25 protein-coding genes are annotated in these 25549 nt (G+C 70.9%); 13 read left to right on the top strand and 12 right to left on the bottom strand.

What is annotated here, in order from left to right; all coding sequences use genetic code 11:
- Window positions 1–66 precede the first annotated feature (66 nt).
- Both AB0B48_RS10060 and AB0B48_RS10055 read right to left on the bottom strand, forming a co-directional pair.
- Window positions 67–912 (bottom strand): ABC transporter permease, encoded by an 846-nt coding sequence (locus AB0B48_RS10060; protein ID WP_357198638.1) that lies wholly within the window; start codon window positions 910–912, stop codon window positions 67–69.
- A complete protein-coding gene (locus AB0B48_RS10055; protein WP_357198635.1) occupies window positions 909–1760 on the bottom strand; it encodes an ABC transporter ATP-binding protein in 852 nt (283 codons plus the stop codon). Before AB0B48_RS10055 ends, AB0B48_RS10060 begins: the two co-directional genes overlap by 4 nt.
- Before the next feature lie 151 nt (window positions 1761–1911).
- Between AB0B48_RS10055 and AB0B48_RS10050 the strand changes: the two genes are divergently transcribed.
- On the top strand, window positions 1912–3918 hold the full coding sequence (locus AB0B48_RS10050) for a protein meaA (protein WP_357198632.1): 2007 nt from the start codon (window positions 1912–1914) through the stop codon (window positions 3916–3918).
- Between the two features lie 40 nt (window positions 3919–3958).
- On the opposite strand, the gene AB0B48_RS10045 is transcribed toward AB0B48_RS10050, so the two are convergent.
- Both AB0B48_RS10045 and AB0B48_RS10040 read right to left on the bottom strand, forming a co-directional pair.
- Window positions 3959–4255 (bottom strand): DUF1540 domain-containing protein, encoded by a 297-nt coding sequence (locus tag AB0B48_RS10045; protein WP_355008050.1) that lies wholly within the window; start codon window positions 4253–4255, stop codon window positions 3959–3961.
- An 83-nt stretch (window positions 4256–4338) separates the two neighbouring features.
- A complete protein-coding gene (locus AB0B48_RS10040) occupies window positions 4339–4956 on the bottom strand; it encodes a DUF4126 domain-containing protein (RefSeq protein WP_355008049.1) in 618 nt (205 codons plus the stop codon).
- 71 nt (window positions 4957–5027) lie between these two features.
- Between AB0B48_RS10040 and nucS the strand changes: the two genes are divergently transcribed.
- Entirely contained in the window at window positions 5028–5687 is a 660-nt protein-coding gene (gene nucS, locus AB0B48_RS10035; RefSeq protein WP_112584054.1) for an endonuclease NucS, read from the top strand.
- Window positions 5688–5695: 8 nt separating this feature from the next.
- On the opposite strand, the gene AB0B48_RS10030 is transcribed toward nucS, so the two are convergent.
- On the bottom strand, window positions 5696–6352 hold the full coding sequence (locus AB0B48_RS10030; RefSeq protein ID WP_357198628.1) for a class I SAM-dependent methyltransferase: 657 nt from the start codon (window positions 6350–6352) through the stop codon (window positions 5696–5698).
- A gap of 80 nt (window positions 6353–6432) precedes the next feature.
- On the bottom strand, window positions 6433–7929 hold the full coding sequence (locus AB0B48_RS10025; protein WP_357198625.1) for an aldehyde dehydrogenase family protein: 1497 nt from the start codon (window positions 7927–7929) through the stop codon (window positions 6433–6435).
- Between the two features lie 257 nt (window positions 7930–8186).
- Between AB0B48_RS10025 and AB0B48_RS10020 the strand changes: the two genes are divergently transcribed.
- The 5 genes from AB0B48_RS10020 to AB0B48_RS10000 all read left to right on the top strand — a co-directional run bounded on the left by AB0B48_RS10020 (window position 8187) and on the right by AB0B48_RS10000 (window position 13056).
- Window positions 8187–8603, top strand: coding sequence for an FHA domain-containing protein (locus AB0B48_RS10020; protein ID WP_357198622.1), 417 nt, complete (start codon window positions 8187–8189; stop codon window positions 8601–8603).
- Between the two features lie 89 nt (window positions 8604–8692).
- Window positions 8693–9754, top strand: coding sequence for an alpha/beta hydrolase (locus tag AB0B48_RS10015; protein ID WP_357198619.1), 1062 nt, complete (start codon window positions 8693–8695; stop codon window positions 9752–9754).
- A 125-nt stretch (window positions 9755–9879) separates the two neighbouring features.
- A complete protein-coding gene (locus AB0B48_RS10010) occupies window positions 9880–11670 on the top strand; it encodes a 3-hydroxybutyryl-CoA dehydrogenase (protein ID WP_357198615.1) in 1791 nt (596 codons plus the stop codon).
- Window positions 11671–11746: 76 nt separating this feature from the next.
- On the top strand, window positions 11747–12070 hold the full coding sequence (locus AB0B48_RS10005; protein WP_357198612.1) for a hypothetical protein: 324 nt from the start codon (window positions 11747–11749) through the stop codon (window positions 12068–12070).
- Window positions 12071–12246: 176 nt separating this feature from the next.
- Window positions 12247–13056 (top strand): alpha/beta hydrolase, encoded by an 810-nt coding sequence (locus AB0B48_RS10000; protein ID WP_357198610.1) that lies wholly within the window; start codon window positions 12247–12249, stop codon window positions 13054–13056.
- A 42-nt stretch (window positions 13057–13098) separates the two neighbouring features.
- Here the strand turns inward: AB0B48_RS10000 and AB0B48_RS09995 are convergent, their stop codons facing one another.
- Both AB0B48_RS09995 and AB0B48_RS09990 read right to left on the bottom strand, forming a co-directional pair.
- Window positions 13099–14436, bottom strand: a complete 1338-nt coding sequence (locus AB0B48_RS09995) for an AI-2E family transporter (protein ID WP_357198607.1) — start codon at window positions 14434–14436, stop codon at window positions 13099–13101.
- Window positions 14437–14450: 14 nt separating this feature from the next.
- A complete protein-coding gene (locus AB0B48_RS09990; RefSeq protein ID WP_357198605.1) occupies window positions 14451–14639 on the bottom strand; it encodes a DUF397 domain-containing protein in 189 nt (62 codons plus the stop codon).
- A 91-nt stretch (window positions 14640–14730) separates the two neighbouring features.
- Here AB0B48_RS09990 and AB0B48_RS09985 point away from each other — a divergent pair, with 91 nt between their 5' ends.
- Both AB0B48_RS09985 and AB0B48_RS09980 read left to right on the top strand, forming a co-directional pair.
- Window positions 14731–14898, top strand: a complete 168-nt coding sequence (locus AB0B48_RS09985; protein ID WP_357198602.1) for a hypothetical protein — start codon at window positions 14731–14733, stop codon at window positions 14896–14898.
- Window positions 14895–15929 carry a hypothetical protein gene (locus AB0B48_RS09980; RefSeq protein ID WP_357198599.1) on the top strand — a complete coding sequence of 345 codons (1035 nt, stop codon included), beginning with the start codon at window positions 14895–14897 and terminating at the stop codon, window positions 15927–15929. Before AB0B48_RS09985 ends, AB0B48_RS09980 begins: the two co-directional genes overlap by 4 nt.
- 72 nt (window positions 15930–16001) lie before the next feature.
- Here the strand turns inward: AB0B48_RS09980 and AB0B48_RS09975 are convergent, their stop codons facing one another.
- From AB0B48_RS09975 to mce, 4 genes are all read right to left on the bottom strand, one after another.
- On the bottom strand, window positions 16002–18146 hold the full coding sequence (locus tag AB0B48_RS09975) for a hypothetical protein (protein WP_357198597.1): 2145 nt from the start codon (window positions 18144–18146) through the stop codon (window positions 16002–16004).
- 177 nt (window positions 18147–18323) lie between these two features.
- Window positions 18324–19589, bottom strand: coding sequence for a DivIVA domain-containing protein (locus AB0B48_RS09970; protein WP_091405818.1), 1266 nt, complete (start codon window positions 19587–19589; stop codon window positions 18324–18326).
- Between the two features lie 307 nt (window positions 19590–19896).
- Complete coding sequence (ccrA, locus tag AB0B48_RS09965; RefSeq protein WP_357198641.1) at window positions 19897–21252, bottom strand: crotonyl-CoA carboxylase/reductase; 1356 nt, start codon at window positions 21250–21252, stop codon at window positions 19897–19899.
- 332 nt (window positions 21253–21584) lie between these two features.
- On the bottom strand, window positions 21585–22061 hold the full coding sequence (gene mce / locus AB0B48_RS09960) for a methylmalonyl-CoA epimerase (protein WP_355008997.1): 477 nt from the start codon (window positions 22059–22061) through the stop codon (window positions 21585–21587).
- A gap of 61 nt (window positions 22062–22122) precedes the next feature.
- On the opposite strand from mce, the gene AB0B48_RS09955 reads away from it, so the two are divergent.
- From AB0B48_RS09955 to AB0B48_RS09940, 4 genes are all read left to right on the top strand, one after another.
- Complete coding sequence (locus AB0B48_RS09955; protein WP_124853423.1) at window positions 22123–23322, top strand: acetyl-CoA C-acetyltransferase; 1200 nt, start codon at window positions 22123–22125, stop codon at window positions 23320–23322.
- Window positions 23319–24320 carry a methylmalonyl Co-A mutase-associated GTPase MeaB gene (meaB, locus tag AB0B48_RS09950; protein WP_357198593.1) on the top strand — a complete coding sequence of 334 codons (1002 nt, stop codon included), beginning with the start codon at window positions 23319–23321 and terminating at the stop codon, window positions 24318–24320. Before AB0B48_RS09955 ends, meaB begins: the two co-directional genes overlap by 4 nt.
- Window positions 24321–24537: 217 nt before the next feature.
- Window positions 24538–24957, top strand: coding sequence for an Asp23/Gls24 family envelope stress response protein (locus tag AB0B48_RS09945; RefSeq protein WP_357198590.1), 420 nt, complete (start codon window positions 24538–24540; stop codon window positions 24955–24957).
- A gap of 59 nt (window positions 24958–25016) precedes the next feature.
- Window positions 25017–25430 carry an Asp23/Gls24 family envelope stress response protein gene (locus AB0B48_RS09940; RefSeq protein ID WP_357198587.1) on the top strand — a complete coding sequence of 138 codons (414 nt, stop codon included), beginning with the start codon at window positions 25017–25019 and terminating at the stop codon, window positions 25428–25430.
- Window positions 25431–25549: the final 119 nt, after the last annotated feature.

The following is a 25549-nucleotide window of genomic DNA, read 5'->3' as shown; positions in this document are numbered from 1 at the left end:
GGCTTCTACACCTACTGAGTTGTGGCGACCGGGGCGGGCGCCCGCCCCGGTCGGCCGCTCAGCCGCTCAGCCGTCGCGCTTGGTGGTCCAGCGGAAGGTGGTCAGGCAGACCACCACACCGATCACGCACCACAGGGCCAGCACCACAGCCACCCGGCCCAGCTCGAACGAGCCTCCCGGCTCCTGGGCGCCGAAGCTCTCCGGCAGGAACACCGACCGCAGCCCCTGGCACATCCACTTGAGCGGGAACAGTGCCGCCACCTGCTGCATCCAGGTGGGCAGGTCGGTGAAGACGAAGAACACCCCGGAGATGAACTGGAGCACCAGGGAGACCGGGGTGACCACGGCCGAGCCGCTGCGGGCCGTGCGGGCCAGCGACGAGATGGCGATGCCGCTAAGGGTGCACGCGGTCACGCCGAGCATGGAGACCCAGCCGAAGGTGAGCCACTTCGCGGCGGTGCCCGGCAGGTCGAGGTCGAACAGCGCCACCGCGAACGCCAGCAGCAGCGCCGTCTCGGCGATCCCGATCGCCACCACCATGATCACTTTGCCGGCGAACCAGACCCACTTCGGCATCGGCGTGCCCCGGTAGCGCTTGAGCACCCCCCGGTCCCGCTCGACCGGGATCCAGATGCCCAGGTTCTGGAAGCTCACAGTCATCAGGCCGGTCGCGATCATGCCGGTGATGAAGTACTGGGTGAACTTGACCCCGCCGCCGATCGTCCCGTCGAAGATCGACGCGAAGATCAGGATCATGATGATGGGGAAGCCCATCGTGAAGACCACCGACTCCCGGCTACGCAGGAACTGAGTGATCTCCAGTCGACCCTGGCGCAGGGCGAGCGCGCCGGCACCCGGCCGCCGGCCGCGGGTCGCGGTGACCGGCGTCGCCGGCTTCGTCGTGGTCGTCATCGCGAGTGTCCGATCATGGTGAGGTAGACGTCCTCCAGGGTCGGCCTGGTCACCGTCAGCCCGGGGACCTCACCGCCGTGACGCGCGGCGAGGTCGGCCACGAGGGCCGTCGGCGTCGCGCTCTGCGCGCTTTCCAGCGTCCCGTCCGGGGTACGCCAGGAGACCGTGGCGAGGGCCTCCTGCCGATTGCCCAGCCGGTTGGGCGCGGCGACCTCGACAAGTCGGCCACCGGCGATCACGCCGACCCGATCGGCGAGGGCCTCGGCCTCGTCCAGGTAGTGGGTGGTGAGCACGATCGTGGTGCCGGCCGCGGCGAGATCTCGGATCAGCTCCCAGAACTCACGGCGGGCCTCCGGGTCGAACCCTGTGGTCGGCTCGTCGAGGAAGAGCAGCTCGGGGCGGCCGATGATGCCCAGGGCCACGTCCAGGCGGCGCTTCTGGCCGCCGGACAGCGTGTGCGTGCGGGCTTTCGCCTTGTCGGCCAGCCCGACCCGCTCGATCACCTTTGCCGGGTCGTCGGCGCCGGGGTAGAAGCCGGAGAAGTGCCGGATCACCTCGGCCACTGTCAGCTCGTCGAACTCGCCGGTGCCCTGGAGCACGATGCCGACCCGGGAACGCCAGTCGGCGTCGGGGTTGGCCGGGTCTGCGCCGAGCACGGAGACCTCGCCGGCATCCCGATGCCGGTAACCCTCCAGGATCTCCACGGTCGTGGTCTTGCCGGCGCCGTTCGGGCCGAGCAACGCGAACACCTCGCCACGGTGGACGTCGAGATCCACGCTCGCCACGGCCACGTTGTCGCCGTACGCCTTGCGCAGCCCTCGGACGGAGATGGCCAGCTCGTCATCCATGCCGTCAAGTGTGCGTCCTGGCAGCAACGGGCGGGTGCCCGGGGTGTGGCGGTCCGCGCCACAGCGGGGGTTTGCCACCCGGACGTCCCCGACATGGACCTGTGTGGTTTTCCACAGCTCCTTTTACTGAACGGTAACTTAGACTCCGGCCATGGATGAGACGCCATTCCCGGGGCGACTGCCCGAGCGGGACCGCCCGTGGGTGATGCGCACCTACGCCGGCCACTCGTCGGCCGCGGCGACGAACGCGCTCTTCCGCCGCAACCTGGCGAAGGGGCAGACCGGCCTCTCGGTCGCCTTCGACCTGCCCACCCAGACCGGGTACGACCCGGACCACGAACTCGCCGCCGGCGAGGTCGGACGGGTCGGCGTGCCGGTGGCTCACCTCGGCGACATGCGGGCGCTCTTCGACGGTCTCCCGCTCGCCGAGACGAACACCTCGATGACCATCAACGCCCCGGCGATGTGGCTGCTCGCCCTGTACGGCACCGTCGGGCTGGAGCAGGGCGCCGACCTGGCCCGCTGCGCCGGCACCACCCAGAACGACATCATCAAGGAGTACCTGTCCCGGGGCACCTACATCTTCCCGCCCGCGGCGTCGCTGCGGCTCACCGCCGACGTGGTGGCGTACACGCTGCGCGAGATGCCCCGGTGGAACCCGGTGAACATCTGCTCGTACCACCTCCAGGAGGCCGGCGCCACGCCCGTGCAGGAGGTCGGCTTCGCGCTGGCCACCGCCGTCGCCGTGCTCGACGAGGTCCGGGACTCCGGTCAGGTGCCGGCCGAGCGGATGGGTGACGTGGTCCAGCGGATCTCGTTCTTCGTCAACGCCGGGGTGCGCTTCGTCGAGGAGATCGCCAAGATGCGCGCGTTCGGCGTGCTCTGGGACGAGATCACCCGGGACCGGTACGGGGTCACCGATGCCAGGCAACGGCGGTTCCGCTACGGCGTGCAGGTCAACTCGCTCGGCCTGACCGAGGCGCAGCCGGAGAACAACATCCAGCGCATCGTGCTGGAGATGCTCGGCGTGACGATGTCCCGCGACGCCCGGGCCCGCGCCGTCCAACTGCCCGCCTGGAACGAGGCGCTCGGCCTGCCCCGACCGTGGGACCAGCAGTGGTCGCTGCGGATGCAGCAGGTTCTGGCGTACGAGTCGGACCTGCTCGAATATCCCGACCTCTTCGCCGGCTCGCACGTGATGACCGCACTCGTCGACGAGATCGTCACCGGGGCGCGGGCCGAGCTGGGCGCGGTGCTCAAGCTGGGCGGCGTCGTCGCCGCGGTGGAGACCGGCTACCTCAAGAGCGCGCTGGTCGCGTCACTCGCCGAGCGGCGGCGGCGGATGGAGTCCGGTGCCGACGTGGTGGTCGGGGTCAACCGGTACACCGAGACCGAACCCTCCCCGCTGACCGCTGCCGGCGCGGGCTCCGTCGAGCAGGTCGACCCCGCGGTCGAGGCGGCCGCCGTGGACGGCGTACGCCGGTGGCGGTCCGACCGGGATGCGGCCGTCGTCGACGCGGCGCTGGCCCGGCTGCGCGCGGACGCCGCGACCACCGTCAACCTGATGCCGGCCACCCTGGAGTGCGTGCGGGCCGGGGTGACCACCGGCGAGTGGGCCGGCGCGCTGCGCCAGGTCTTCGGCGAGTACCGGGCGCCGACCGGGCTGGCCGGAGCTACCGGCGGCGGCGGGGAGCCGGGCCTCGCGGCGGTCCGCGAGCGGGTCGCCGCGACGGCGCGGGAGCTGGGCAGCGGCCGGCTGCGGCTGCTGGTCGGCAAACCTGGCCTGGACGGGCACTCCAACGGCGCGGAGCAGATCGCGGTACGCGCCCGTGACGCCGGCTTCGAGGTCGTCTACCAGGGCATCCGGTTGACCGCGGGGCAGATCGTCGCCGCCGCTGTCGAGGAGGACGTCGACCTGGTCGGGCTCTCCGTGCTCTCCGGGTCGCACCTGGCCGCCGTACCGGCGGTGCTCGACGGGCTACGCGCCGCCGGCCGGGCCGACCTGCCGGTGGTGGTGGGCGGCATCATCCCGGCCGGTGACGCGGAGACCCTCCGCGCGGCCGGGGTCGCCCGGGTCTTCACCCCGAAGGACTTCGCCCTCACCGGCATCATCGACGACCTGGTGACCGTCATCCGTCGCGCCAACGACCTGCCCTGAACGAAGCGCCGTCTCGGGCAGGTCGTCGGCCCGGCGTGGGTCAGCGGCCGGTGTAGGTCATGCAGTCCGCCATGTCGTTGTCCGGGCCGACCCTGATCGACGACGCGTGGCACTCCAACTGCTCGTTGTGCCGGCAGTCGGCGCGCTGGCAGGCCCCCACCTGCGCGATCAGGCTCTCCACGCCACCCCGGACGGGCGACTCGACGAAGGTGTGGCAGTGGGCGTGATCCATGCTGCCGATGGTGATCGCGAAGGCGTGGCAGTCACCCGACTGGTTGTACGCGCATGCGGCGACCACGCATTCCTGGACTCGGGGCATCTCCAACGCTGCGGTCATGCCGACCTCCTCTAGGCTCTTGCCCCGATACTAGGCTTTTGTCGCCCCGTGCAGCCCCGGTATAGCGGGCCGCCGATAACGCGTCAGACGCGGAAGCCGGCGGCGCGGGCGGCCTCCCGTTCGCGCCGTCGATCAGACCGACGACGGAAGAACCAGAAGGCGAAGAACGCCAGGCCGACGAGGGCGACGAGCACCAGCACCGGCAGGATGATCGCCACCAGGGAGACCACCACGCTGGTGGCGTCCTCGGCGGTGCTGGCGACCGGGGCGCCGATTCCGGCGGTGGTCGCGTTGATCACCGGCCGGGCCGCGGACTTGAGCAGATGCACGCCCAACGCCAGCAGCACGCCGGTGACGACCGGCACCCACTGGTGCGACGAGAAGAAGCTCCCCGGGTCGCTGACCGTCACCGTCTCCGACGAGGAGCCGGCACCGAAGGCCAGGCCACCGGCGGTGGGTCGGACCACGGTCTGCACCACGTCGTTGATGTGGTCGACCACTGGCACCTTGTCCGCCACCATCTCCACGGCGAGCAGCACGGCCATGATGGCGATGACCCAGCCGTTGCCGAGCCAGGTCCAGCCGCTGGGCAGGTCGATCAGGTCGGTGTAACGGCCGAGTAGGCCGAGGATGAGCAGGGGTATATAGGCATTGAGACCCGCCGATGCGGCGAGACCGGTGCCGGTGAGGACTTCGAACACGGTCTCAGCATCGCATCGACGCGCCAGTGCCGCTCGCTGGCGACCGGTGGGTGCTCGGCTACCCTCGTCGGGTGCGGTTGGTCATTGCGAAGTGCTCGGTTGATTACGTCGGACGGCTCTCGGCTCACCTGCCGCTGGCCACCCGGTTGCTGATGGTGAAGGCGGACGGGTCGGTGTCCATTCACGCCGACGACCGGGCGTACAAGCCGTTGAACTGGATGAGCCCGCCGTGTCGGTTGGAGGAGGCCCCCGGTGTGTGGCGGGTCGTCAACAAGGCTGGCGAGGAGCTGCGGATCACCCTGGAGGAGATCTTCCAGGACACCTCGTACGAGTTGGGTGTGGATCCGGGCCTGCGCAAGGACGGGGTGGAGGCGCACCTGCAGGAGTTGCTGGCCGCCAACCCGGGCGCCCTGGGTGAGGGGTTCACGCTGGTCCGCCGCGAGTACATGACGGCCATCGGCCCGGTCGACCTGCTGTGCCGGGATGCCAACTCGGGCTCGGTGGCCGTCGAGGTCAAGCGGCGTGGCGACATCGACGGCGTGGAGCAGTTGACCCGCTATCTCGAGCTGATGAACCGTGACCCGCTGCTCAGCCCGGTCGTCGGGGTCTTCGCCGCCCAGGAGATCAAGCCGCAGGCCCGGGTGCTCGCCACCGACCGGGGCATCAGGTGTGTGGTCGTGGACTACGACAAGCTGCGCGGCATCGTGAAGGACGAGCTGACCCTCTTCTGACCGGCGTACTACCCGGTGCGCACCGCGATCAGCGACTTCGGCAGACCGAACACCCGCTCCACAAGCATTGTCGAGTCGGGGAAGTAGTGACGCATCTGCGAGCGGTCCAGCAGCTCGGTCCAGAGCACCTGGTGGATGGCGGCGTCGTGGCTGCGGGTCGGCTTGTGCCCCAACGGCCAGCGTCGGGCGAACGCGGTGCGCAGTCGTACCGGCAGGAACTGCATGCCGGGCGCGATCCAGTGTGGCTCGATGGGGAAGTAGCGGTAGGGCGTCTGCACCCAGTGCCGCTCAGCCAGTGAGCGGGCCGCCGCGGCGAAGCGGATCCGGCGTTCGTGCCCGCCCACATGCTCCAGCACCGAGTTCGAGAAGACCAGGTCGTAGTCGCCCTTGGTGAGGTGCGAGGGCAGGTCGCAGGCATCGGCCTGCTCGACGTGGGCCCAATCCGGGACGACAGCGGGCGGCTGCTCCAGGTTGACGACTGTCACCCGGGCCGGTCGGACGGTGGCGCGGTGCCAGGTGCCGAGCCGACCACCGAGGTCGACCACGTGCATGTCGCCGATCTCGGGAAAGGTGCGTGCCAGCCAGTCCGAGCGGTGCCGACGCCGTCGGGCGCTCCACGACTGGTCACTGTCGACAAGGCGGTAGCGCAATCGATTGGGGCCCATTTAACGCAATGTACCGCCGTCGCCACAGTGACTAAACATGTGGATGCACCGATCCTTGTTGATGATCGGTTATCCGACACTCACCTGCCGTACATGACCTTGATGGCCTTGACGAGTCGGGCCACGTCGGCCGGGGTGCGCTCGAAGGTCATCGACGGCAGCAGCGACCGGGCCCGACGCCTGGTGATCGCCTTGGCCCGACCGAACTCACGCAGGCCGTCCTCGCCGTGGATCCGCCCGAAGCCGGAGTCGCCGACACCGCCGAACGGCAGGGTGGACATGCCGGCGAAGGTCAGCGTGGAGTTGATCGACGCCATCCCGGAGCGCAGCCGCCGGGCGATGGCCACCGCGCGCCGCCGGCCGAAGACCGAACCCCCGAGGCCGTACGACAGGGCGTTGGCGCGGGTGAGGGCCTCGTCGGCGTCGCGGACCCGGCTGATGGTCAGCGTGGGACCGAAGGTCTCCTCGCGGACGGCGGCCGACTCCTCCGGAACGTCCACCAGCACGGTGGGGTGGACGTACGGCGGCTGTACGGCGCTCGGGCCGCCGAGCACGGCGCGCCCGCCGGACGTGATCGCGGCGTCGATGTGCCGACGGATCACGTCGATCTGCTGGGGCATGGTGATCGGGCCGATGTCGGTGCCCTCCGGCCCGACCGTCAGCCGACCGGCGCGGCTCACCACCTTGTCGACGAAGGCGTCGAAGACGGCGTCGACCGCGTACACCCGCTCGATGCCGATGCAGGTCTGGCCGGCGTTGGTCATGCCGCCCCAGACGCACGCCTCGGCGGCCGCGTCGAGGTCGGCGTCGCTGTCCACGATCATGGCGTCCTTGCCGCCGCCCTCGATGAGCACCGGGGTCAGCGTCTCGGCGCAGGCGGCCATCACCTTGCGGGCGGTGGCGGTGGAGCCGGTGAAGGCCAGCTTGTTGACGCCGGAGCGGCACAGCGCCGCGCCCACGTCGCCCAGCCCGTGCACGGCGGTGAAGACCGGCTGCTCGGGCACCACCTCGGCGAAGCTGTCCACCAGCCACTGGCCGACGGCGGGGGTGTACTCACTCGGCTTGAGCACCACGGCGTTGCCGGCGGCGAGGGCGTACGCGGCGGAGCCGATCGGCGTGAAGACCGGATAGTTCCACGGCCCGATAACGCCGACCACACCGTATGGCTGATATTCGAGATGCCCGGAGAACTCGGCCAGGATGAGCCGGGACCGCACCCGGCGTGGACCGAGCACGCTGCCGGCGTTGCGGGCGGCCCAGTCGATGTGCTCGATCGCGGTGACGATCTCGACGATGGCGTCGGCGATCGGCTTTCCGCTCTCGACGTGCACCAACTCGGCCAGCTCCTCGATGCGCTTGGCGAGCAGGGCGCGCCAGCGCAGCATCCGTTGGCGGCGGCCGGTGAAGCCGAGGCCCGCCCACCATTCGCCGGCGACGCGGGCGCGGTCGACGGCCTGCCGCACGTCGGCGTCGGTGGAGACCGGGAGGCGACCGGCCTCAGCCCCGGTCGCCGGGCTGGTGGAGACCAACTGACCCGCGTCGATGACCGGAACGCCCGGGATATGCACTGCCGTCATGGCGGAAGTCTAGACCTGAGGATTACTCACCGGTAGGGTCCCCGATTCGGGGCCGGGGGAGCGGCGTCGCACCAACCCGACCGATCGTTGATCAGTGCAGGTCAGGGCGTTGGTATCGGAAATGGCCCGCCCGAATCGTCGAACGGCAGGTGGCCGGGAGGTGACGAGAGGCTGACCGGCCGGTCGGTATTGACGACTACCGTCTGATGGCAAGCTGACGCGCGGAGTGACGGTGTGGGGTGGAGGGCTGACTGTCCATGGAGGAACATCCGGAACTGATGCCGCTGTTGACGGTCGCGGGTGGACCGATGCGCGGCGCGAGCTTTCGCATGCGAGCCGAGATACAGGTGATCGGCCGAGCGCCGACCGGTCAGGTTGTCATCAACGACCCACACCTGAGCCGTCGCCACGCCGAGGTGTGGCTGGCGCCGGAGGGCCCGTCCCTGCGGGACCTGGGCTCCACCAACGGCACCTGGCTCAACGACCGGCGGATCACCGAGGTGGAACGACTCTCCGACGGTGACGTGATCCGGCTGGGCCGTACCGAACTGCGCCTGTTCGACCCCGGGGTGGCGCTCACCGACCCGGTGGGGCTCAGCTTCGGCCCGCCCCGGCGCGACGTCCGACCGACCCTGCCGCTGCCGCTGGCCGCGCCGCCGGGCTCGCGTCGCTGATCGCCTGGCGGCCTGCCACACCGGGTAGGCCCGTTGGGTGGCGGTCCGACACCTGGACCGACGGGGACACCCGTGGCACCATGCCGCGGATGGAGACCGAGCAGCGGACCGTGACGGCGAACGGCATCACTCAGGCGGTACGGGTGGCCGGCCCGCCGGACGGCACGCCGGTGCTGCTGATCCACGGCAACTGCTCGTCCGCGCTGTTCTGGGAGCCGCTGGTCCGCCGTCTGCCGCCGACGCTGCGGGTGGTCGTCCCCGACCTGCGGGGGTACGGCGACACCGCTACCGCCCCGGTGGACGCCACCCGGGGCCTGCGGGACTTCGCCGACGACGTGGCCGCACTGCTGGACGACCCGACGCTCTTCGACGCCGACGCGCGACCGGTGGTGGTCGGGCACTCCCTCGGCGGCGGGGTGGCGATGCGCCTGCTGGTCGACCATCCGCACCGGGTGGGGGCGTTGCTGCTCGCCGCACCGGTCTCCCCGTACGGCTTCGGCGGCACCCGCGACCTGACCGGCACGCCGACCACCCCCGACTTCGCCGGCACCGGCGCCGGCACGGCGAACCGGGACTTCGTCGCCCGCCTCGCGGCCGGCGACCGGAGCACTGACGCGCCGGCCAGCCCGCGCGCCGTGCTGCGAGCCACCTACGTGGCCGATCCCGCCTCGCTGGGCACCGATGAGGAACTGCTGCTGGACACAGTGCTCTCCACCGCCACCGGCGACGACAACTACCCGGGCACGGCGGTGCCGTCGGAGAACTGGCCGGGCACCGCGCCGGGGGAGCGCGGGGTGCTCAACGCGCTGGCGCCGACCTGGTTCCGGCTCGCCGACGAGCTGGTGGCCGTCGCCGAGAAACCGCCGGTCACCTGGGTACGCGGAGACGTCGACGTCATCGTCTCGGACACCTCGCTCTTCGACCTGGCGTACCTGGGTTCGCTGGATCTCGTGCCCGGCTGGCCCGGCGCGGACGCCTGCCCACCGCAGCCGATGGTCGGCCAGACCCGGGCGGTGCTCGACCGGTACGCGGCGGCCGGCGGCGCGTACCACGAGGTGGTGCTGCCCGGCTGCGGGCACAGCCCGCACCTGGAGCGCCCCGCGGAGTTCGTCGCGGAGTTGTTGGCCCTGACCAGCGTGGCGGCCGGGTAGCGGCACCGCTGGGTCGTGGGTGACATAGGCCACGGCGTCTCGACAACTCACCGTCACGTGGCAGACTCGCGCGCATAACCTTAGCGGCCGTTCAGTGGCCGTGCGGAGTCCTGGGGAGGCCGGTCGTGGCGCGCGAGTTCAGCACCGTTGGGGTGGTGGGGCTGGGCACCATGGGTGCCGGCATCGTCGAGGTCTTCGCCCGCAACGGCATCGACGTGGTGGCAGTGGAAATCTCGGCACCGGCGCTGGAGCGCGGCCGGGCCACCCTGAAGGGCTCCACCGACCGGGCGGTCGCCAAGGGCAAGCTCGCCGAGGCGGACCGCGACGCCCTGCACGAGCGGGTGCACTTCGCTGTCGGGCTGGACGCGCTGCACTCCGTCGACCTGGTCATCGAGGCGGTGCCCGAGCACCTCGACCTCAAGCAGCGGATCTTCGCGGAGCTGGACCGGGTCTGCCGACCGGAGACCATCCTCGCCACCAACACCTCGTCGTTGAGCGTCACCGAGATCTCCGTCGCCACCAGCCGACCCAACCAGGTGATCGGCATCCACTTCTTCAACCCGGCCCCGGTGATGAAGCTGGTCGAGGTGGTCCGCACCGTCGTCACCGCACCCGAGGTGGTCGCCGACGTCGAGGCGCTCTGCGCCCGGCTCGGCAAGGTCGACGTCACCATCAACGACCGGGCCGGCTTCATCGCCAACGCGCTGCTCTTCGGCTATCTCAACCACGCAGTCAGCATGTTCGAGTCGCACTACGCGACCCGGGAGGACATCGACGCCGCCATGAAGCTCGGCTGCGGCCTGCCGATGGGCCCGCTGGCGTTGATGGACCTGATCGGCCTGGACACCGCGTACGAGATCCTGGACACCATGTACCGGCGCGGAGGGCGGGACCGCCGCCACGCCCCGGTGCCGCTGCTCAAGCAGATGGTGACGGCAGGGCTGCTCGGCCGGAAGTCCGGCCGGGGCTTCTACACCTACGAGCGGCCCGGCTCCCCGGTGGTCGTACCGGATGGGGCGACGCCGCAGGCCACCGACGCCGCGCTCGCCGACGGCGCGCGCGCCATCGCGAAGGTCGGCGTGGTCGGCTCCGGAACGATGGCCACCGGGATCATCGAGGTCTTCGCGAAGGCCGGCTACGAGGTCGTCTCGGTCACCCGCGGCATGGAGAAGTCCGCGAAGGTCTGCGAGGCGGTGAAGACCTCGCTCAACAAGGGCGTGGTGCGCGGAAAGCTCACCGAGGCCGACCGGGACGCCGCACTGGGCCGGATCAGCTGGTCCGCCACGCTCGACCATCTCGCCGACGTCGACCTGGTGGTCGAGGCGGTCGTCGAGGAGTTGAGCGTCAAGAAGGCCCTCTTCGCCAGCCTCGACGAGATCTGCAAGCCGGGTGTGGTGCTGGCCACCACCACCTCGTCGCTGCCGGTGATCGACGTGGCGATGGCCACCCAGCGTCCGGCCGACGTGGTGGGGCTGCACTTCTTCAACCCGGCCCCGGTCATGCCGTTGGTCGAGGTCGTCCGCACCATCCGCACCTCCCCGGAGGCCACCGCCACCGCCCGCGCCGTGTGCGCCGCGCTCGGCAAGACCGGCGTGGTCTGCGGCGACCGGTCCGGCTTCATCGTCAACGCGCTGCTCTTCCCGTACCTGAACGACGCGGTGAAGATGCTGGAGGCCAGCTACTCGACGGCCGACGACATCGACCACGCCATGAAGTTGGGCTGCGGCTACCCGATGGGCCCGTTCGAACTGCTCGACGTGGTCGGCCTGGACGTCTCCCTGGCCATCCAGCGCGAGCTGTACCTGGAACTGCGCGAGCCGGGTTTCGCGCCCGCGCCGCTGCTGGAGCACCTGGTCACCGCCGGCTACCTGGGCCGCAAGACCCGCCGCGGCTTCCGCGACCACTCGCACCGCTGACCAGGTCAACGCCGAGGGGGATGCCGGCGGTGACCGCCCCGGGCGGCCTCATTCGTCGGACGTACGCTTGGTGACTGTGAGCCCCCGTCGCAATCGCCCTCGCCGGGACGACAACGCCAACCTGGACGCCGACCGCGTCCGGCAGGGCGTCGCCTCGGTCCAGCAGTGGACCGATGGTGCCTGGCAGGTACGCGGCATCGGCGCCGGAGCGTCGGTCAAGACGTACCGCTGCCCCGGTTGCAACCAGGAGATCCCACCGGGGGTGGCGCACCTGGTCGCCTGGCCGGCGGACGGCCTGGGTGACCTGACCGACCGGCGGCACTGGCACAGCGGCTGCTGGCGGGCCCGGGAGCGGCGCGGCCCGGCGGTGCAGCGGGGCCGGAGCTCCCCGCGCTACTGAACAACCGGGCCCGGGGCGCTGCCGCGCTGGACTGAGCCGACTGCCCCGGGCGCTGCCGTGCCCGGGGTGAGCCGACCGCCCGGGTAAGGGCTCGGGGGACCTGCCCGATAGCGACCTGGGTCACCCTGTTCGTGCCTGGGCGGGCGGCGGCGGCGACTTCGCGACAGACTTGGGCGGTGAGCACAGCGATCCGCGCGTCGTCGATCCTGCCCGGCCGCCGGGAGGACATCGAGCTGCACACCGCCGACGGTCTGCGGCTGGTCGGTGAGCTGGCCCTGCCGGCCGACCGGCCGCCGGTGGCCACCCTGGTCTGCCTGCACCCGCTACCGACCCACGGCGGAATGATGGACAGCCACGTGTTCCGCAAGGCGGCCTGGCGGTTGCCCGCGCTGGCCGACCTGGCGGTGCTGCGGTTCAACACCCGGGGCACCAGCAGCGTGCGCGGCACCAGCGAGGGAGCCTTCGACGGCGCGGTGGGCGAGCGGTACGACGTGGCCGCCGCCATCGAGTACGCGGAGTTCGCCGAGCTGCCCAACATCTGGCTCGTCGGCTGGTCGTTCGGCACCGACCTGGCGCTGAAGTACGGCTGCGACCCGACGATCGCCGGGGCGATCCTGCTCTCCCCGCCGCTGCGCTTCTCCGCCCCCGACGACCTGGCGACCTGGGCCAACTCGGGTCGGCCGCTGGTGGCACTGGTGCCGGAGTTCGACGACTACCTGCGCCCCACCGAGGCACGGGAGCGGTTCGCAGCCGTGCCACAGGCCGAGGTGGTCGGGGTGCCGGGCGCCAAGCACCTGTGGGTGGGCGACGCGGAGACGGTGCTCGACGAGATCGTCCGGCGGGTCAACCCGGCCGTCGAGGTGCCGCTTCCGACAACCTGGGACGGCCCGATGGAGTCCGGCGACGTCAGCGCGTACGCCGACCGGACGGTGGCCGCCTTCGCCGACACGCCCGTGCCCGGCCCGGCCGCCACCAAGGCGGACTGACCAGAGGGCCCGCAGCCCGGCCGCCGCTCAGGGGGCTGACGCTCAGCGGCGCTCCTGGCGGGGCAGCACCACCTCGCGCAGGATCAGTTGCAGCGCGGCCACCGTGGGGATGGCGATCAGCGCGCCCACCACACCCAGCAGCGCCACTCCGAGCAGCGCGGCCAGCAGGGCGGCCACCTCGTTGACCTCCACCGAACGCCGCATCACCTTCGGGTAGATGAGGTAGTTCTCCACCTGCTGGTAGATGAGGAAGAAGACCGCGCAGGCGATGCCGGTGGGCAGGTCGGCTGCGAAGCCGACCAGGCTCACGATCACCGCGCCCAGGGTGGCGCCGATCTGCGGGATCAGGTCGGTCACCGCGACCACCACGGCCAGCGCGAACGGGTACGGCAGGTCGACGATCAGCGCGAAGACGAAGGTGGTGGCGCCGGCCAGCACCGCGATGCTCAGCGCGCCGACCATGTACGAGCCCACCTTGGCCAGGATCTCGTCGCCGATCAGCTGCACCCGCTGCCGCCGCGACCGGGGCACCAACGAGTAGCTCAGCGAGCGCAGCTTGTCGAAGTACGCCAGGAAGTAGATGGTCAGCACCAGCACGGTCAGCGTCCGGAACACCGTGCCGAAGATCAGTTGTGCGCCGCCCAGCACCCCGCCGAGCGCCCGTCCGACCGTCTCCGCGTTGGCCGCGCCCTGCACCCGTTCCACCACGTCGTACCGCTCCACCAGGTCATTGACCGTCGGGTTGCGGCGCAACTCGTCGAGCAGGCTCGGGATCTGGTCGATGAACTGCCCCGACTGCGTGATGATCGGTGGGACCAGCGCCACGATGCCGCCGCAGAGCAGCAGCACCACCGTCAGGGCTACCGCCGCCACCGCCAGGCCGTGCGGCACACCCCAGCGGCGCAGTCGGACCACCGCCGGGTTGAGGCCGACCGCGAGGAAGAGCGCGATCACCACCAGCACGAGGATGCCGCCGGCATTGCGAATCCCCAGATAGAGGGTGTACGCCAGCAGCACGCCCAGCGCACCGGTGAAGCCGAGCAGGAAGCTGCTGCGGCGCAGTGGCCGCCCGGGTGTGCCGAACTTCCCGGACGGGACCGCCGGCGGCTCGTCCAGGTCGACCCCCGGGACGGGTACCGGCACCGGCGGCGGAGCCTCGGTCGACGGTGGCGTCTCGGCCGGCGGTGGTGTCTCGGTCGACGGTGGCGTCTCGGCCGGCGGTGGTGTCTCGGTCGACGGTGGCGTCTCGGCCGGCGGTGGTGTCTCGGTCGACGGTGGCGTCTCAGCCGGCGATGGTGTCTCAGCCGACGGTGGCGTCTTCGGCGGCCGGGGACCGGCGGGCATGTCCGCGTCGTCGCCGGACGGGTCGTGCTGCGGCATCAGAACCTCCCCGCTCAGGCAGTCGGACGACGGGCGGCGGCCACGAACGCCCGCCACGCGGCCGGCACGAGCACCAACAGCGGGCCGGACGGATCCTTACTGTCCCGCACTCCCACCATCCCGGGCAGGTTGTCCGCCACCTCGACGCACTCACTGTTGCCGCTGCGAGTGGAGGTGCGCCAAACTGCGCCGGTCAGGTCCATGAGGTCACAACTTCCTTCATCAGTTCCATCGACTGGCGGCGAGACGAGCGTTTCTGATCATCTCCCAGCGCGCCAGCAGCGTAGCCACCTCATGGTCGCCATCGACCACGAGACCGTCAATCTGATGCACCATGTGCCCCACCCAACCACCGTCGCCGCCTCGGGCCAGATTGAACGGTCCGGAAAGGCCGACGTGCAGCCCGGTCTCGGCCGCACCCCGCCGACCCGCAGATCTTGGACACTTTTCGTCACGCCATGACGGAAACTGTCCAAGATCTGGTGGTGGGGCGGCGCTCAGGGGCGAAAGCTGTCCGGATGCTGCCCGCCGACGACGCCGACGCACTCGACTGGCTCGCCTTCGAGCAGGCGGGCGTGCTGACGACCGCGCAGGTCGCCCGGTTGCTCAGCGAGGCGCGGGTGCGGGGCCGGATCCGCTCCGGTCGGTGGCGGTCGATCTGCCGAGGGATCCTGCTGGCCGGCAACGGTCGACTCACCCGCGACCAGCAACTCTGGGTGGCGGTGCTGGCGGCCGGGCCGGGGGCGGTGCTGGCCGGGGTGTCCGCCGCCGCCGAAGCCGGGGTACGGGGGCTGCGACGCGAACCCCTGCACGTGCTGGTGCCGGCGGCCCGCCGTGCCGCGCGGACCACTCTGCGTCGACTTCCGATCGACATGCCCGCCGTCCTGGTCCACCGCACGACTGTCCTCCCCGAGGCTCATCTCCAACGGGCCCGCCCACCGCGCACCACGACGGCGCGGGCCCTTGTGGACGCGGCGGGCTGGGCGGCCGGGGTGGACGAGGCGCAGTCGGTGCTGGCCGCCGGTTGCCAGCAACGCCGGGTGCTGCCCGAGGAGTTGCGGGCTGTGCTCGACGTCCTCCCTCGGGCCCCCCGTCGGCGGCTGATCGGGCAAACCATCAGCGACATCGCGGGCGGTGCCCAGGCGCTCTCGGAGATCGACTTCCTGCGGCTGTGCCGCAGACATCGGCTGCCCGCCCCGGATCTGCAGGAACACCGGGTCGACGCGGCCGGTCGGAACCGCTGGCTGGACGCGTACTGGCGGGAGTGGCGGGTGCAGGTGGAGATCGACGGCGCGCACCACATGGATGCCAAGCAGTGGGCTGCCGACATGCGTCGGCAGAACGACGTCTGGACCAGCGGCGACCGGATTCTGCGCTTCCCGGCCTGGCTGGTCCGCGCTCGCCCGGACGAGGTGGCCGACACCGTCCGCCGCGCCCTCGTCGCAGCCGGCTGGACCCCCACCGTGCCCCTACGTCACCCGGCGCAGAAGTGAATCTTGGACACTTTCCGTCAGCCGATGACGGAAAGTGTCCAAGATCTGGAAGCTTCGACGGGTGGGTGCCCGTCACTCCTTCTCGATGGTGACCTTGCTGGGCTTGGCGCTGCGCTCGTCGGTGGTCGGCTTGGTGGGTCGCTTGCCGTTCTCACCGGTGCTAGTGATCTTGGTGGGTTTGGCGCCCCGACCACCCTCGCCCGGTACGGCGGCCACTGTCGGCTCCCCGTCCACCCCGGCGCTCGCCGTGCCACCATCCACAGTGGTCACCGGCTCGGCCACCGGCCGCGTCGTGGACTGCCCGGACTCGTCCGCGGCGGCGTTCACCGGCTGCCTGGTGTCGGCGGGCTCCGTCTTCAGCCCGGTGCCCGCGCCCGACCCGGTGCCCGCGCCCGACCCGGTGCCCGCGCCCGACCCGGTGTCCGCGCCCGACCCGGGGGCCGCGCCGGCGGTAACGCTCGCGCCGTCGTCCCCACCAACGGGTACGCCTTCGCTCGCGTTGGCGTTTCCGGTCGGCGCGGTCGGGCCGTCGATCGGACCGGCGACACTCTGCAACCGCAGCTCGGACATCTGACGCTGGAGCTCGTCGGACTCCTGCCGGGCCTTCCAGGTCTCCTGCCGCAGATCCGCCAACTGCTGCTGGGCCTGGGCGATCTCCAACATCACCTGGGCCAACTGCTGACGACCCGCCGCAGACTCCTGCTGGGTCGCCGCCAGGTGCTGCTGGGTGGTGGCCAGGTGCTGCTGCGTGGTGGCCGCGTACTCCTCGAACTGCCGCCGGGACGCAGCGACATGCTCGTCGGCCTTGCGGCGCTTGTCGCTGGCCTCGGCCTCGGCCCGGCTCAGTAGCTCGGCGGCCTCCGCCTCGGAGCGCTGGCGCAGCCCCGCCGCGTCCTGCTCGGCCGCCTGCCGGATACCGGCCGCGCCCTGCTCGATCTCGTTCTTGCGAGCCGTGTACTCGGTCTCCAGCTCGTTCTTCCGGGTGGAGTATTCGGTTTCCAGCTCGTCCCGGCGGGTGGTGAACCCGGTCTCCAGCTCCTGCTGACGGCTGGCGAGCCCGGTCTCCAGCTCCTGCTGGCGCGACGCGTGGTGCTTGTCCAACTCGTCGCGGCGCTTGGCGAACTCCTGCTCGGCCGCGGACCGTCGCTGCGCCAACTCCCGATCGGCCGCCTCCCGACGGGAGTTGACCTCCTGCTCCACCCCGGCCCGCCACGCGCCCAGCTCCTGCTGGGTCTGCGCGCGGGTGTGCTGCACGTACGCCTCGGTCTCGGTGCGCATTCGCTGTACGTACGCCTCGGTCTCGGCGCGGCTGCGCTTCGCCGATTCGGTGGCCTGCGTCGTCAGCCGCTCGGCCTCCTGCTGCGCTTTGGCGCGGGTGGCCCGACCGGCCATCGACGCGTCGTCGATGATCTGCTTGGCCTCCTGCTGCGCCTTGGCGTGGGTGGCCCGTCCCGCTTCGGTCGCGGTGTCGGTGAGCCGCTTGGCCTCCTGGAGCGCCTTGGCGTGCACCTCCTTGGCGGCGTCGCGCAGATCGCTGGCCTCCTGCCGGGCGTTGGCCAGCGTCTCGCGGGCCGTCTCGCGCAGCTTGGTGGCCTCCTGCTGGGCCCGAGTGTGGATCTCCTTGGCGGAGTCCCGCAGTTGGGTGGCCTCCTGCTGGGCCTTCGCCAGAGCGTCCTGGGCGGCCTTGCGCAACTGCGCCGACTCGTCCTTTGCCGACCGCAGGGCGGCGTCCGCCTCGGCGCGCTGTGCGGCGCTGTGCCGCTCCTCCTCCGCCCGTCGGGCGGCGAGGGCGAGTTCGAAGTCCTTCAGTGCCCGGTCGGCCTGCTCGCGGGCCTCCTCGATGATGTGCTCGGCAGCGGCCCTCCGGGCCTCGATCTCGCCGTTCGCATCGCCGAGGATCTCCTCCGCCTGCTCCTCGGCGAGAGCGAGGATCGACTCGACCCGTGGGCCGAGGTGCCGGAACGACGCCCGGTCGACCACGTTCATCTGCTTGCGCACCTGGGTCAGGTCGCGCTGGAGAACCTCGACCTGGCCGGCGAGCTTGTGGATCTGTGTGTACGCCTGTTCCCGTTCGGAGGCGAGGGTCGCGATCTCGTGCTCAGCACGTGCGACATAACGGTCGACCTGTTTCTTCTCGTACCCCCGCAGAGCGGACTCGAAGCTGGGCTCCGTCGTCACGTCCCCGCCGAGAGCGAACAGTTCCTCGCCGTGCGACATGCCCCCATCCTCACACGCAACGGGCCCTGCTGGGGCGATACGGACGGGCCATGTGGGAGCTACTTCACTCCGTCGCGGCCAGCGGATACCACGGGTGAGGAAACGCATACGGCGCGAGGCGGCACCGGTTACCCGGTGTCACCTCGCGCCGTCGATGCCCCTACCTGACGCCTCGCGTCAGCCGGCGGTCTCCGCGGGCACCCGCTCCTGACCACCATCGGTCTTCTTTGCTGCTTCCGGCTTGGCAGCCGGAGCGGCCTGCGCCGGCATTCCCGGAACGATGCCGGCGAGACCGGAGAGCATCTGACCCAGCTGCGACGTGACAGCGTCCTTCTGCCGGGTGAGGTCCTCGACCTCGCGGCGGGCGGCCTGCGTGGTCAGCTCCGCCTCGGTGCGGGCCTCGGTGAGCAGGCGCTGCGACTCGGCCTTCGCCTCGTTGAGGGTCTTCTCCGAGTGGGCCTTGGCCTTGTCGACGGTCTCGGCCGCGTTGCGCTCCGACTCGACCCGCCGCGCCTCGGCGCGCTGCTCGATCTCCTTGGCCCGCTCCTGCGCGGCCCGGGCACGCTGCTCGGCCTCGCTGACCATCTTCTGGGTCTGCGCGACCTGGGCGGCGTGCCGCTCGGACTCCTCGCGCTCGGCCTTCTCCCGCCGCTCGGCCAACTGGAGCTCCAGGGCCTGCAGGTCCTTGTCGCGCTTGTCCCGCGCGTCGGTGAGCAGCTTGGTCGCCTCGGCGCGCTTCTCCTCAGCCTCGCGGGCGGCCTTCGCCCGCTGCTGGGTGATCTCCCGCTCGGCGGTGGCACGCAGGGTGGCGACCTCCCGCTCGACTGTCGACTTCAGCTCGGCCACCTCGTGCGCGGTGACCGTACGCAGCTGCTTGGTCTCCCGGTCGGCGTCGGCGCGCAGCGTGTCGGCCTCGCGGCGAGCCTGCACCCGGACCTCGGCGGCCTCGCGCTCGGCGGCCGTGCGCAGGTTGCCCGCCTCGCGCTCGGCGCTCGCCTTCATGGCGGCGGCCTCGGCGCGGGCCTTGTCGGTGATCTCGCGGGCCTCGAGGCGGGCGGCGGAGAGGATGCCCTCCGACTCGCGCTTGGCCTCGTTGCGGTGGTCGTTCGCCTGCTCCTCGGCGAGCCGCAGGATCTGCTCGACGCGCGTGCCGAGCCCGGAGAGGGTGGGTCGGCTGTTCTCTTCGAGCTGCTTGTTCGTGTCGGTGAGCTTCTGCTCCAGCGCACTCATGCGCTGCTCGGCCTGGCGGAGCCGACGCTGGGCGTCGTTCATCCGCTGCTCGGCCTCGGCACGGGCCTGCTCGGACTGGGTCAGCGCGGCGGTCATCCGGCCGAGGAAGTCGTCGACCTGATGGGTGTTGTATCCGCGCAGGCCAACGGTGAAATCTGGCTGCGAGTTCGCGTTATCGAAGAACGCGAGAGGGGAGGACTGCTGCTGGGGCATTGGGACATACTGGCAGACGCCCCAGGGTGCTTCGCAAGAGCGGTGCGAAGCTTTCGTGCCCTCTTTACATGGTCAACACTCGCGATCGGCGAGGTTGGACCAATCGGCGATCTTGGCAGGTCCCGGCCTGTCGGACGCCACGCAGCGTGACGCGGAAAAGGGCCCCGGGGTTACCCCGAGGCCCTTTGTTCGATCCGGGTGACTTATCCGCTAATGGGGGCGGAAGAACAATGAGCGATCAGCGCAATGGTCATCCGGCGTTCCACCGTCCGGCCGGGACCGCCCCGGCGCTCCGGATGCCGGGAGGTCAGTGACCCCGGAACCGGTTGATCGCGTCCTCGTGCCGGGCCCGCAACTCTCCGTCACGAACGCCCAGCCCGTCAGTGGGTGCGAGGCAGCGCACGCCCACCTTGCCCTGGTGGGCGTTGCGGTGCACCTCGTACGCGGCCTGGCCGGTCTGCTCCAGCGGATAGGTGCGGGACACCGTCGGGTGCACCTTGCCGAGCGCGACCAGGCGGTTGGCCTGCCACGCCTCGTGGTAGTTGGCGAAGTGGCTGCCCACGATCCGCTTGAGGTGCATCCACAGGTAGCGGTTGTCGTACTGGTGCAGGAAGCCGCTCGTGGAGGCGCAGGTGACGATGGTTCCACCGCGTCGGGCCACGTAGACGCTGGCGCCGAACGTCTCCCGGCCCGGGTGCTCGAACACGATGTCCGGGTCCTCGCCGCCGGTCAGCTCGCGAATCCGTTCGCCGAAGCGCCGCCACTCGTCCGGGTCCTGGGTCTCCTCGTCCTTCCAGAAGCGGAAGCCCTCCGCGGCCCGGTCGATGACCAGATCCGCGCCCATCCGGCGGCACAGCTCGGCCTTCTCCGGCGAGGACACCACGCAGACCGGAATCGCGCCGCCGTTGAGCGCCATCTGGGTGGCGTACCCACCGAGGCCGCCGGAGGCGCCCCAGATCAGCACCACGTCACCCTGCTTCATGTTGGCGCCGTGGTGCGAGACGAGCTGCCGGTACGCGGTGGAGTTGACCAGCCCGGGACTGGCCGCCTCCTCCCAGCTCAGGTGTCGCGGCTTGGGCATCAGCTGGTTGGCCTTGACCACCGCCAGCTCGGCCAGCCCGCCGAAGTTGGTCTCGAACCCCCAGATCCGCTGCTGCGGGTCGAGCATCGTGTCGTCGTGCCCGGCCGCGTCCTCCAACTCGACCGAGAGGCAGTGCGCGACCACCTCGTCGCCGGCGGTCCAGCGGGTCACCCCGGGGCCGGTGCGCAGCACCACGCCCGCCGCGTCCGAGCCGACCACGTGGTACGGCAGGTCGTGCCGACGGGTCAGCTCGGAGACCCGGCCGTAGCGCTCCAGGAACTTGAAGGTGCTCACCGGCTCGAAGATGCTGGTCCACACCGTGTTGTAGTTGATCGCGCTGGCCATCACCGCTATCAGCGCCTCGCCCGGGGCCAGCTCCGGCGTCGGCACCTCCTGCACGTGCAGCGCCTTGCGCGGGTCCTTGTCCCGAGTGGCCATGCCGTCGAACATCCGGGACTCCTCGGCGCGGACCACCACGCCCCGGTAGCTCTCCGGTACGGGCAGCCCGGCGACGCCGGCGAGTTCGCGGTCCGGATCGTTCGATTCCTCCGCCGCCATGATCGCTTCGAGGATGTCCTGCACGGTGACCTCCGGTTCTTCCGCACCCGCACGGGCCCGGGTGCTGCCATCGTCGGCGCCGGTGGGCACGACCGCCATGTCGGCATTCGACACATCCGGCACCGGTCGCGCTCCTGTGGGGCCGGACGTTACTGAACGGTAGCTAGGCCGGGAAGTCCTCTGTGAAAAACTGCATCCGCCGATGCGTGAAGGTGTCCAGCCACCCCGCCAACCGCGCACTGACGTGCGCGCGCCTCGGCCTCCAACGCTCGCCACCCCTCGTTGATCAAGAGCCTTTCGGTCATCTGCGCGGGGCGGGATGACGCAAACCTCTTGATCAACAGGGGTGGGGTGGGTCAGTGGGGAGTGGGGGCGGGTTGGACCAGTTCTACGAGGACGCCGCCGGCGTCCTTGGGGTGCACGAAGTTGATCCGGCTGTCGGCGGTGCCACGCCTCGGAGTCGCGTAGAGCAGGCGCATGCCACGCTCGCGTAGCGCCGCGCAGGCCGCGTCGATGTCCACGACCGTGTACGCGACCTGCTGCACGCCCGGCCCGTTGCGATCCAGGAACTTCGCGATAGTCGACTCCGGGGTGAGCGGGGCGAGCAACTGCACGCAGCCGCCCTCGGTGGTCGGTCCGACGGCCAGCATCGCTTCCCGGACGCCCTGCTCGGTGTTGGTCTCCACGTGCACGCAGCGCATCCCGAACGTCCGCTGGTAGAAGTCGATCGCGGCGTCCAGGTCGGCCACGGCGATGCCGACGTGGTCAATCTTGCGAAGCCCGATGTCTGTGACGTAGTCCGCACCGGGCTCGACGGGGGAGTTCTCTGCCATGGCGCTAGTCTGGCCGAACAATCGTTAAGGCGTACAGCTCGGCACCCCTTCGGAGGCAGGCATGGCTTCGGTGATCGTCAGCGGCGCGCGGACCCCGATGGGCCGGCTGCTGGGCAACCTCAAGGACCTCCCGGCCACGAAGCTCGGCGGGATCGCCATCAAGGCCGCGCTGGAGCGTGCCGGCGTCAGCCCGGACCAGGTCCAGTACGTGATCATGGGGCAGGTGTTGCAGGCCGGCACCGGTCAGATCCCGGCTCGGCAGGCGGCGGTCGAGGCCGGTGTGCCGATGTCCGTGCCGGCGCTGACCATCAACAAGGTCTGCCTCTCCGGCCTGGACGCGATCGCCCTCGCCGACCAGCTGATCCGCGCCGGTGAGTTCGACATCGTGGTGGCCGGCGGCATGGAGTCGATGACCAACGCCCCGCACCTGCTGATGGGCCAGCGCACCGGCTACAAGTACGGCGACGTGGTGGTCAAGGACCACATGGCACACGACGGGCTCAGCGACGCCTGGGACTGCTGCTCGATGGGCGAGTCCACCGAGCGGCTCGGCGCCAGGCACGGCATCTCCCGCGCGGAGCAGGACGCCTTCGCCGCCGCCAGCCACCAGCGGGCCGCCGCCGCCCAGAAGAACGGTCACTTCGCCGACGAGATCGCCCCGGTGGTCATCCCGCAGCGCAAGGGCGACCCCCTGGTGATCACCGAGGACGAGGGCATCCGTCCGGACACCACAGCCGAGTCGCTGGCCAAGCTGCGCCCCGCCTTCGCCAAGGACGGCACCATCACCGCCGGCAGCTCGTCGCCGATCTCCGACGGAGCGGCCGCGGTGCTCGTGATGAGCAAGGCCAAGGCCAAGGAGCTGGGGCTGACCTGGCTGGCCGAGATCGGTGCGCACGGCAACGTGGCGGGCCCGGACAACTCCCTGCACTCGCAGCCGTCCAACGCGATCAACCACGCCCTGAAGAAGGGTGGCCTGAGCGTTGCGGACCTGGACCTCATCGAGATCAACGAGGCGTTCGCGCAGGTTGGTGTCCAGTCCACCCGCGACCTCGGCATCAGCCCGGACAAGGTCAACGTCAACGGCGGCGCGATCGCGCTGGGGCACCCGATCGGCATGTCCGGCGCGCGTCTCGTCCTCACCCTCGCCCTGGAGCTGAAGCGGCGCGGCGGTGGCACCGGCGCGGCCGCGCTGTGTGGCGGCGGTGGCCAGGGCGACGCGCTGATCATCCACGTGCCGGGCAAGGCCGAGACGGACCAGTGAGCGAGACTGAGCACGTCCCGGCGGCGGGCACCACGTCGGTGCGCCGCAGCCGGGACGTACCGCTGCTGGTCGAACGGGCCCGCACGGGCGACCCCCGGGCGGTGGCTCGCCTGATTACGTTGGTGGAGAACGGTGACGCGCTGTTGCCGGAGATCGCCGCGGCGCTGGCGCCGTACGCCGGGCAGGCCCAGGTGGTCGGGCTGACCGGTTCGCCAGGGGTGGGCAAGTCGACCACCACCAACGAGCTGGTCCGCGCGCTGCGGGCGCGCGGGCACCGGGTGGGCGTGCTGGCGGTCGACCCGTCCAGCCCGTTCACCGGCGGAGCGATCCTCGGTGACCGGGTGCGGATGCAGGACCACGCCACGGATCCGGGCGTCTACATCCGGTCGATGTCCAGCCGGGGGCACCTCGGCGGGCTGGCCGCGGCCACACCGCAGGCGGTTAGGGTGCTGGAGGGCGCCGGCTGCGACGTGGTGCTGGTGGAGACCGTCGGCGTCGGGCAGGCCGAGGTGGAGGTCGCCTCGCTCGCCGACACGACGCTGGTGCTGCTCGCACCCGGGATGGGCGACGCGATCCAGGCGGTCAAGGCCGGCATCCTGGAGATCGCCGACGTGTTCGTGGTCAACAAGGCGGACCGGGACGGCGTCGACGCCACCGTCCGGGACATCCAGGGCATGATCGCGCTCGGCGAGCGCGGGCCGGGGCAGTGGCGGCCCCAGGTGGTCCGGTCCGTCGCCGCGCGGGGCGAGGGTATCGACGACATCGCCGCCGCCATCGACAAGCACCGGGGCTGGCTGGTCGAGCACGGCGAGCTGCGCCGCCGCCAGGAGACGCGGGCCGCCGCCGAGATCGAGGCGATCGCGCTCGGCACCCTCCGCGCCCGGATCGGCTCACTTCGCGACGGTACGGAGTTGGCCACTCTCGCCACCAGGGTCGCCGCGGGCGCGACCGACCCGTACACGGCGGCGGACGAACTGCTCGCTCAGCTCTCCCGCTGACCCCGACGCCCCGCTGGCCGGCGCGTCCACCCTGGACGTGCCGTATCGGCGCGGTCCGACCTCTTTCGTGCGGCCGGTCGGAGCGTGGCTCCCGCCCACAAGCGAAGGTCGCTCTGGTTTTAGTAGGCTCGCGGCGCGTGGCCGGCAGCAAGCTGCCGCGAAACGGGCTGACGAGCCGGTCGGTCCACAGTGCACCGGGACCAGGGGAGATGTGATCATGACGGAAGCGGTGGAGAACGCCGGCGCAGCGCAGCCCGCGACGGGTGCGGCCCGGGGTGTCACGTCGGTTTCCGACGAGGTCGTGGAGAAGATCGCCGGAGCGGCCGCTCGCGCGGTGCCCGGTGTCGCCGATCTCGGCGGTGACGTGTCCCGCTTCTTCAACAGCGTCCTGGACAAGATCGGCCTGGACGAGGTGGGCGACGCCCGCCGGGGAGTCTCTGCCGACGTGAAGGGCAGCTCGGCCGTCATCAACGTGGTCCTGGTGATCGACGCCGGGCACGTCGTGGCGGACGTGACCGAGGCGGTGCGGGCCGCGGTGATCGAGGCGGTGGAGAAGTACGGCCTGACTGTCACCCAGGTCAACGTCACGGTGGACGACATCGAGCTGAACCAGCCAGGCGCGGCAGCCGGGGCCTGAGGCGTAGCTGCCCAACAACCTGACGGCTTACTCGGTGGTGTGAGGAGCAGGGAGCGACTGTGGACCTGGAAGCAACACAGAGGCTGACCAGGGCGTCGGTGCCGGCTGGTGGGACGACGCAGGTCGCCGACGAGGTGATCGAGAAGATCGCTGTCGCGGCGGCCCGCGCGGTGCCCGGCGTGGCCGACCTGGGCGGGGACGTCGCCCGGTTCTTCAACGCGGTTCTCGACCGAGTCGGACTGGAGCAGGTGGGTGACGCCCGGCGGGGTTGCTCGGCCCACGTCACCGAGGACGCCGCAGTGGTCAACCTGGTGTTGGTGATCCAGGCCGGTCGACAGGTGTCAGAGGTCACCGGTCAGGTGCGCGCTCGAGTGAGCGAGGCGGTCGAGGCGTTCGGGCTGCGGGTCGATGAGGTCAACATCCGGGTCGACGACATGGCGTTCGGCGAAACCCCCGCCACGCCTCCGGCCTGAGAGGTGCGCGGCGCGATCGACGCCGTGCCTGCTGTTACCCGCGGGTAGGGCGTGACTTAGCGATCGTTCAGGTAGGGGCCTTACACTCGACGTGCTGTCGAGGACCCGAGGAGGAGCCC

It is taken from the genome of Micromonospora sp. NPDC049089, from assembly GCF_040648775.1.
In the GTDB taxonomy this organism is placed as follows: Bacteria; Actinomycetota; Actinomycetes; order Mycobacteriales; family Micromonosporaceae; genus Micromonospora.
This window is presented reverse-complemented; position numbering and strand designations above follow the sequence as displayed.

Bases quoted from the DNA above. Each gene is read 5' to 3' on its own strand.
- AB0B48_RS09945 (WP_357198590.1), top strand. From the start codon at position 24,538: ATGACGGAAGCGGTGGAGAACGCCGGCGCAGCGCAGCCCGCGACGGGT.
- mce (WP_355008997.1), bottom strand. From the start codon at position 22,061: ATGGCAGAGAACTCCCCCGTCGAGCCCGGTGCGGACTACGTCACAGAC.
- AB0B48_RS10030 (WP_357198628.1), bottom strand. From the start codon at position 6,352: ATGGGCCCCAATCGATTGCGCTACCGCCTTGTCGACAGTGACCAGTCG.
- AB0B48_RS09985 (WP_357198602.1), top strand. From the start codon at position 14,731: ATGGTCGCCATCGACCACGAGACCGTCAATCTGATGCACCATGTGCCC.
- AB0B48_RS10050 (WP_357198632.1), top strand. From the start codon at position 1,912: ATGGATGAGACGCCATTCCCGGGGCGACTGCCCGAGCGGGACCGCCCG.
- AB0B48_RS10055 (WP_357198635.1), bottom strand. From the start codon at position 1,760: ATGGATGACGAGCTGGCCATCTCCGTCCGAGGGCTGCGCAAGGCGTAC.
- AB0B48_RS10060 (WP_357198638.1), bottom strand. From the start codon at position 912: ATGACGACCACGACGAAGCCGGCGACGCCGGTCACCGCGACCCGCGGC.
- AB0B48_RS10045 (WP_355008050.1), bottom strand. From the start codon at position 4,255: ATGACCGCAGCGTTGGAGATGCCCCGAGTCCAGGAATGCGTGGTCGCC.
- AB0B48_RS09975 (WP_357198597.1), bottom strand. From the start codon at position 18,146: ATGTCGCACGGCGAGGAACTGTTCGCTCTCGGCGGGGACGTGACGACG.
- AB0B48_RS09995 (WP_357198607.1), bottom strand. From the start codon at position 14,436: ATGCCGCAGCACGACCCGTCCGGCGACGACGCGGACATGCCCGCCGGT.
- AB0B48_RS10020 (WP_357198622.1), top strand. From the start codon at position 8,187: ATGGAGGAACATCCGGAACTGATGCCGCTGTTGACGGTCGCGGGTGGA.
- AB0B48_RS09980 (WP_357198599.1), top strand. From the start codon at position 14,895: ATGACGGAAACTGTCCAAGATCTGGTGGTGGGGCGGCGCTCAGGGGCG.
- AB0B48_RS10015 (WP_357198619.1), top strand. From the start codon at position 8,693: ATGGAGACCGAGCAGCGGACCGTGACGGCGAACGGCATCACTCAGGCG.
- AB0B48_RS09970 (WP_091405818.1), bottom strand. From the start codon at position 19,589: ATGCCCCAGCAGCAGTCCTCCCCTCTCGCGTTCTTCGATAACGCGAAC.
- AB0B48_RS09955 (WP_124853423.1), top strand. From the start codon at position 22,123: ATGGCTTCGGTGATCGTCAGCGGCGCGCGGACCCCGATGGGCCGGCTG.
- AB0B48_RS10025 (WP_357198625.1), bottom strand. From the start codon at position 7,929: ATGACGGCAGTGCATATCCCGGGCGTTCCGGTCATCGACGCGGGTCAG.
- AB0B48_RS09990 (WP_357198605.1), bottom strand. From the start codon at position 14,639: ATGGACCTGACCGGCGCAGTTTGGCGCACCTCCACTCGCAGCGGCAAC.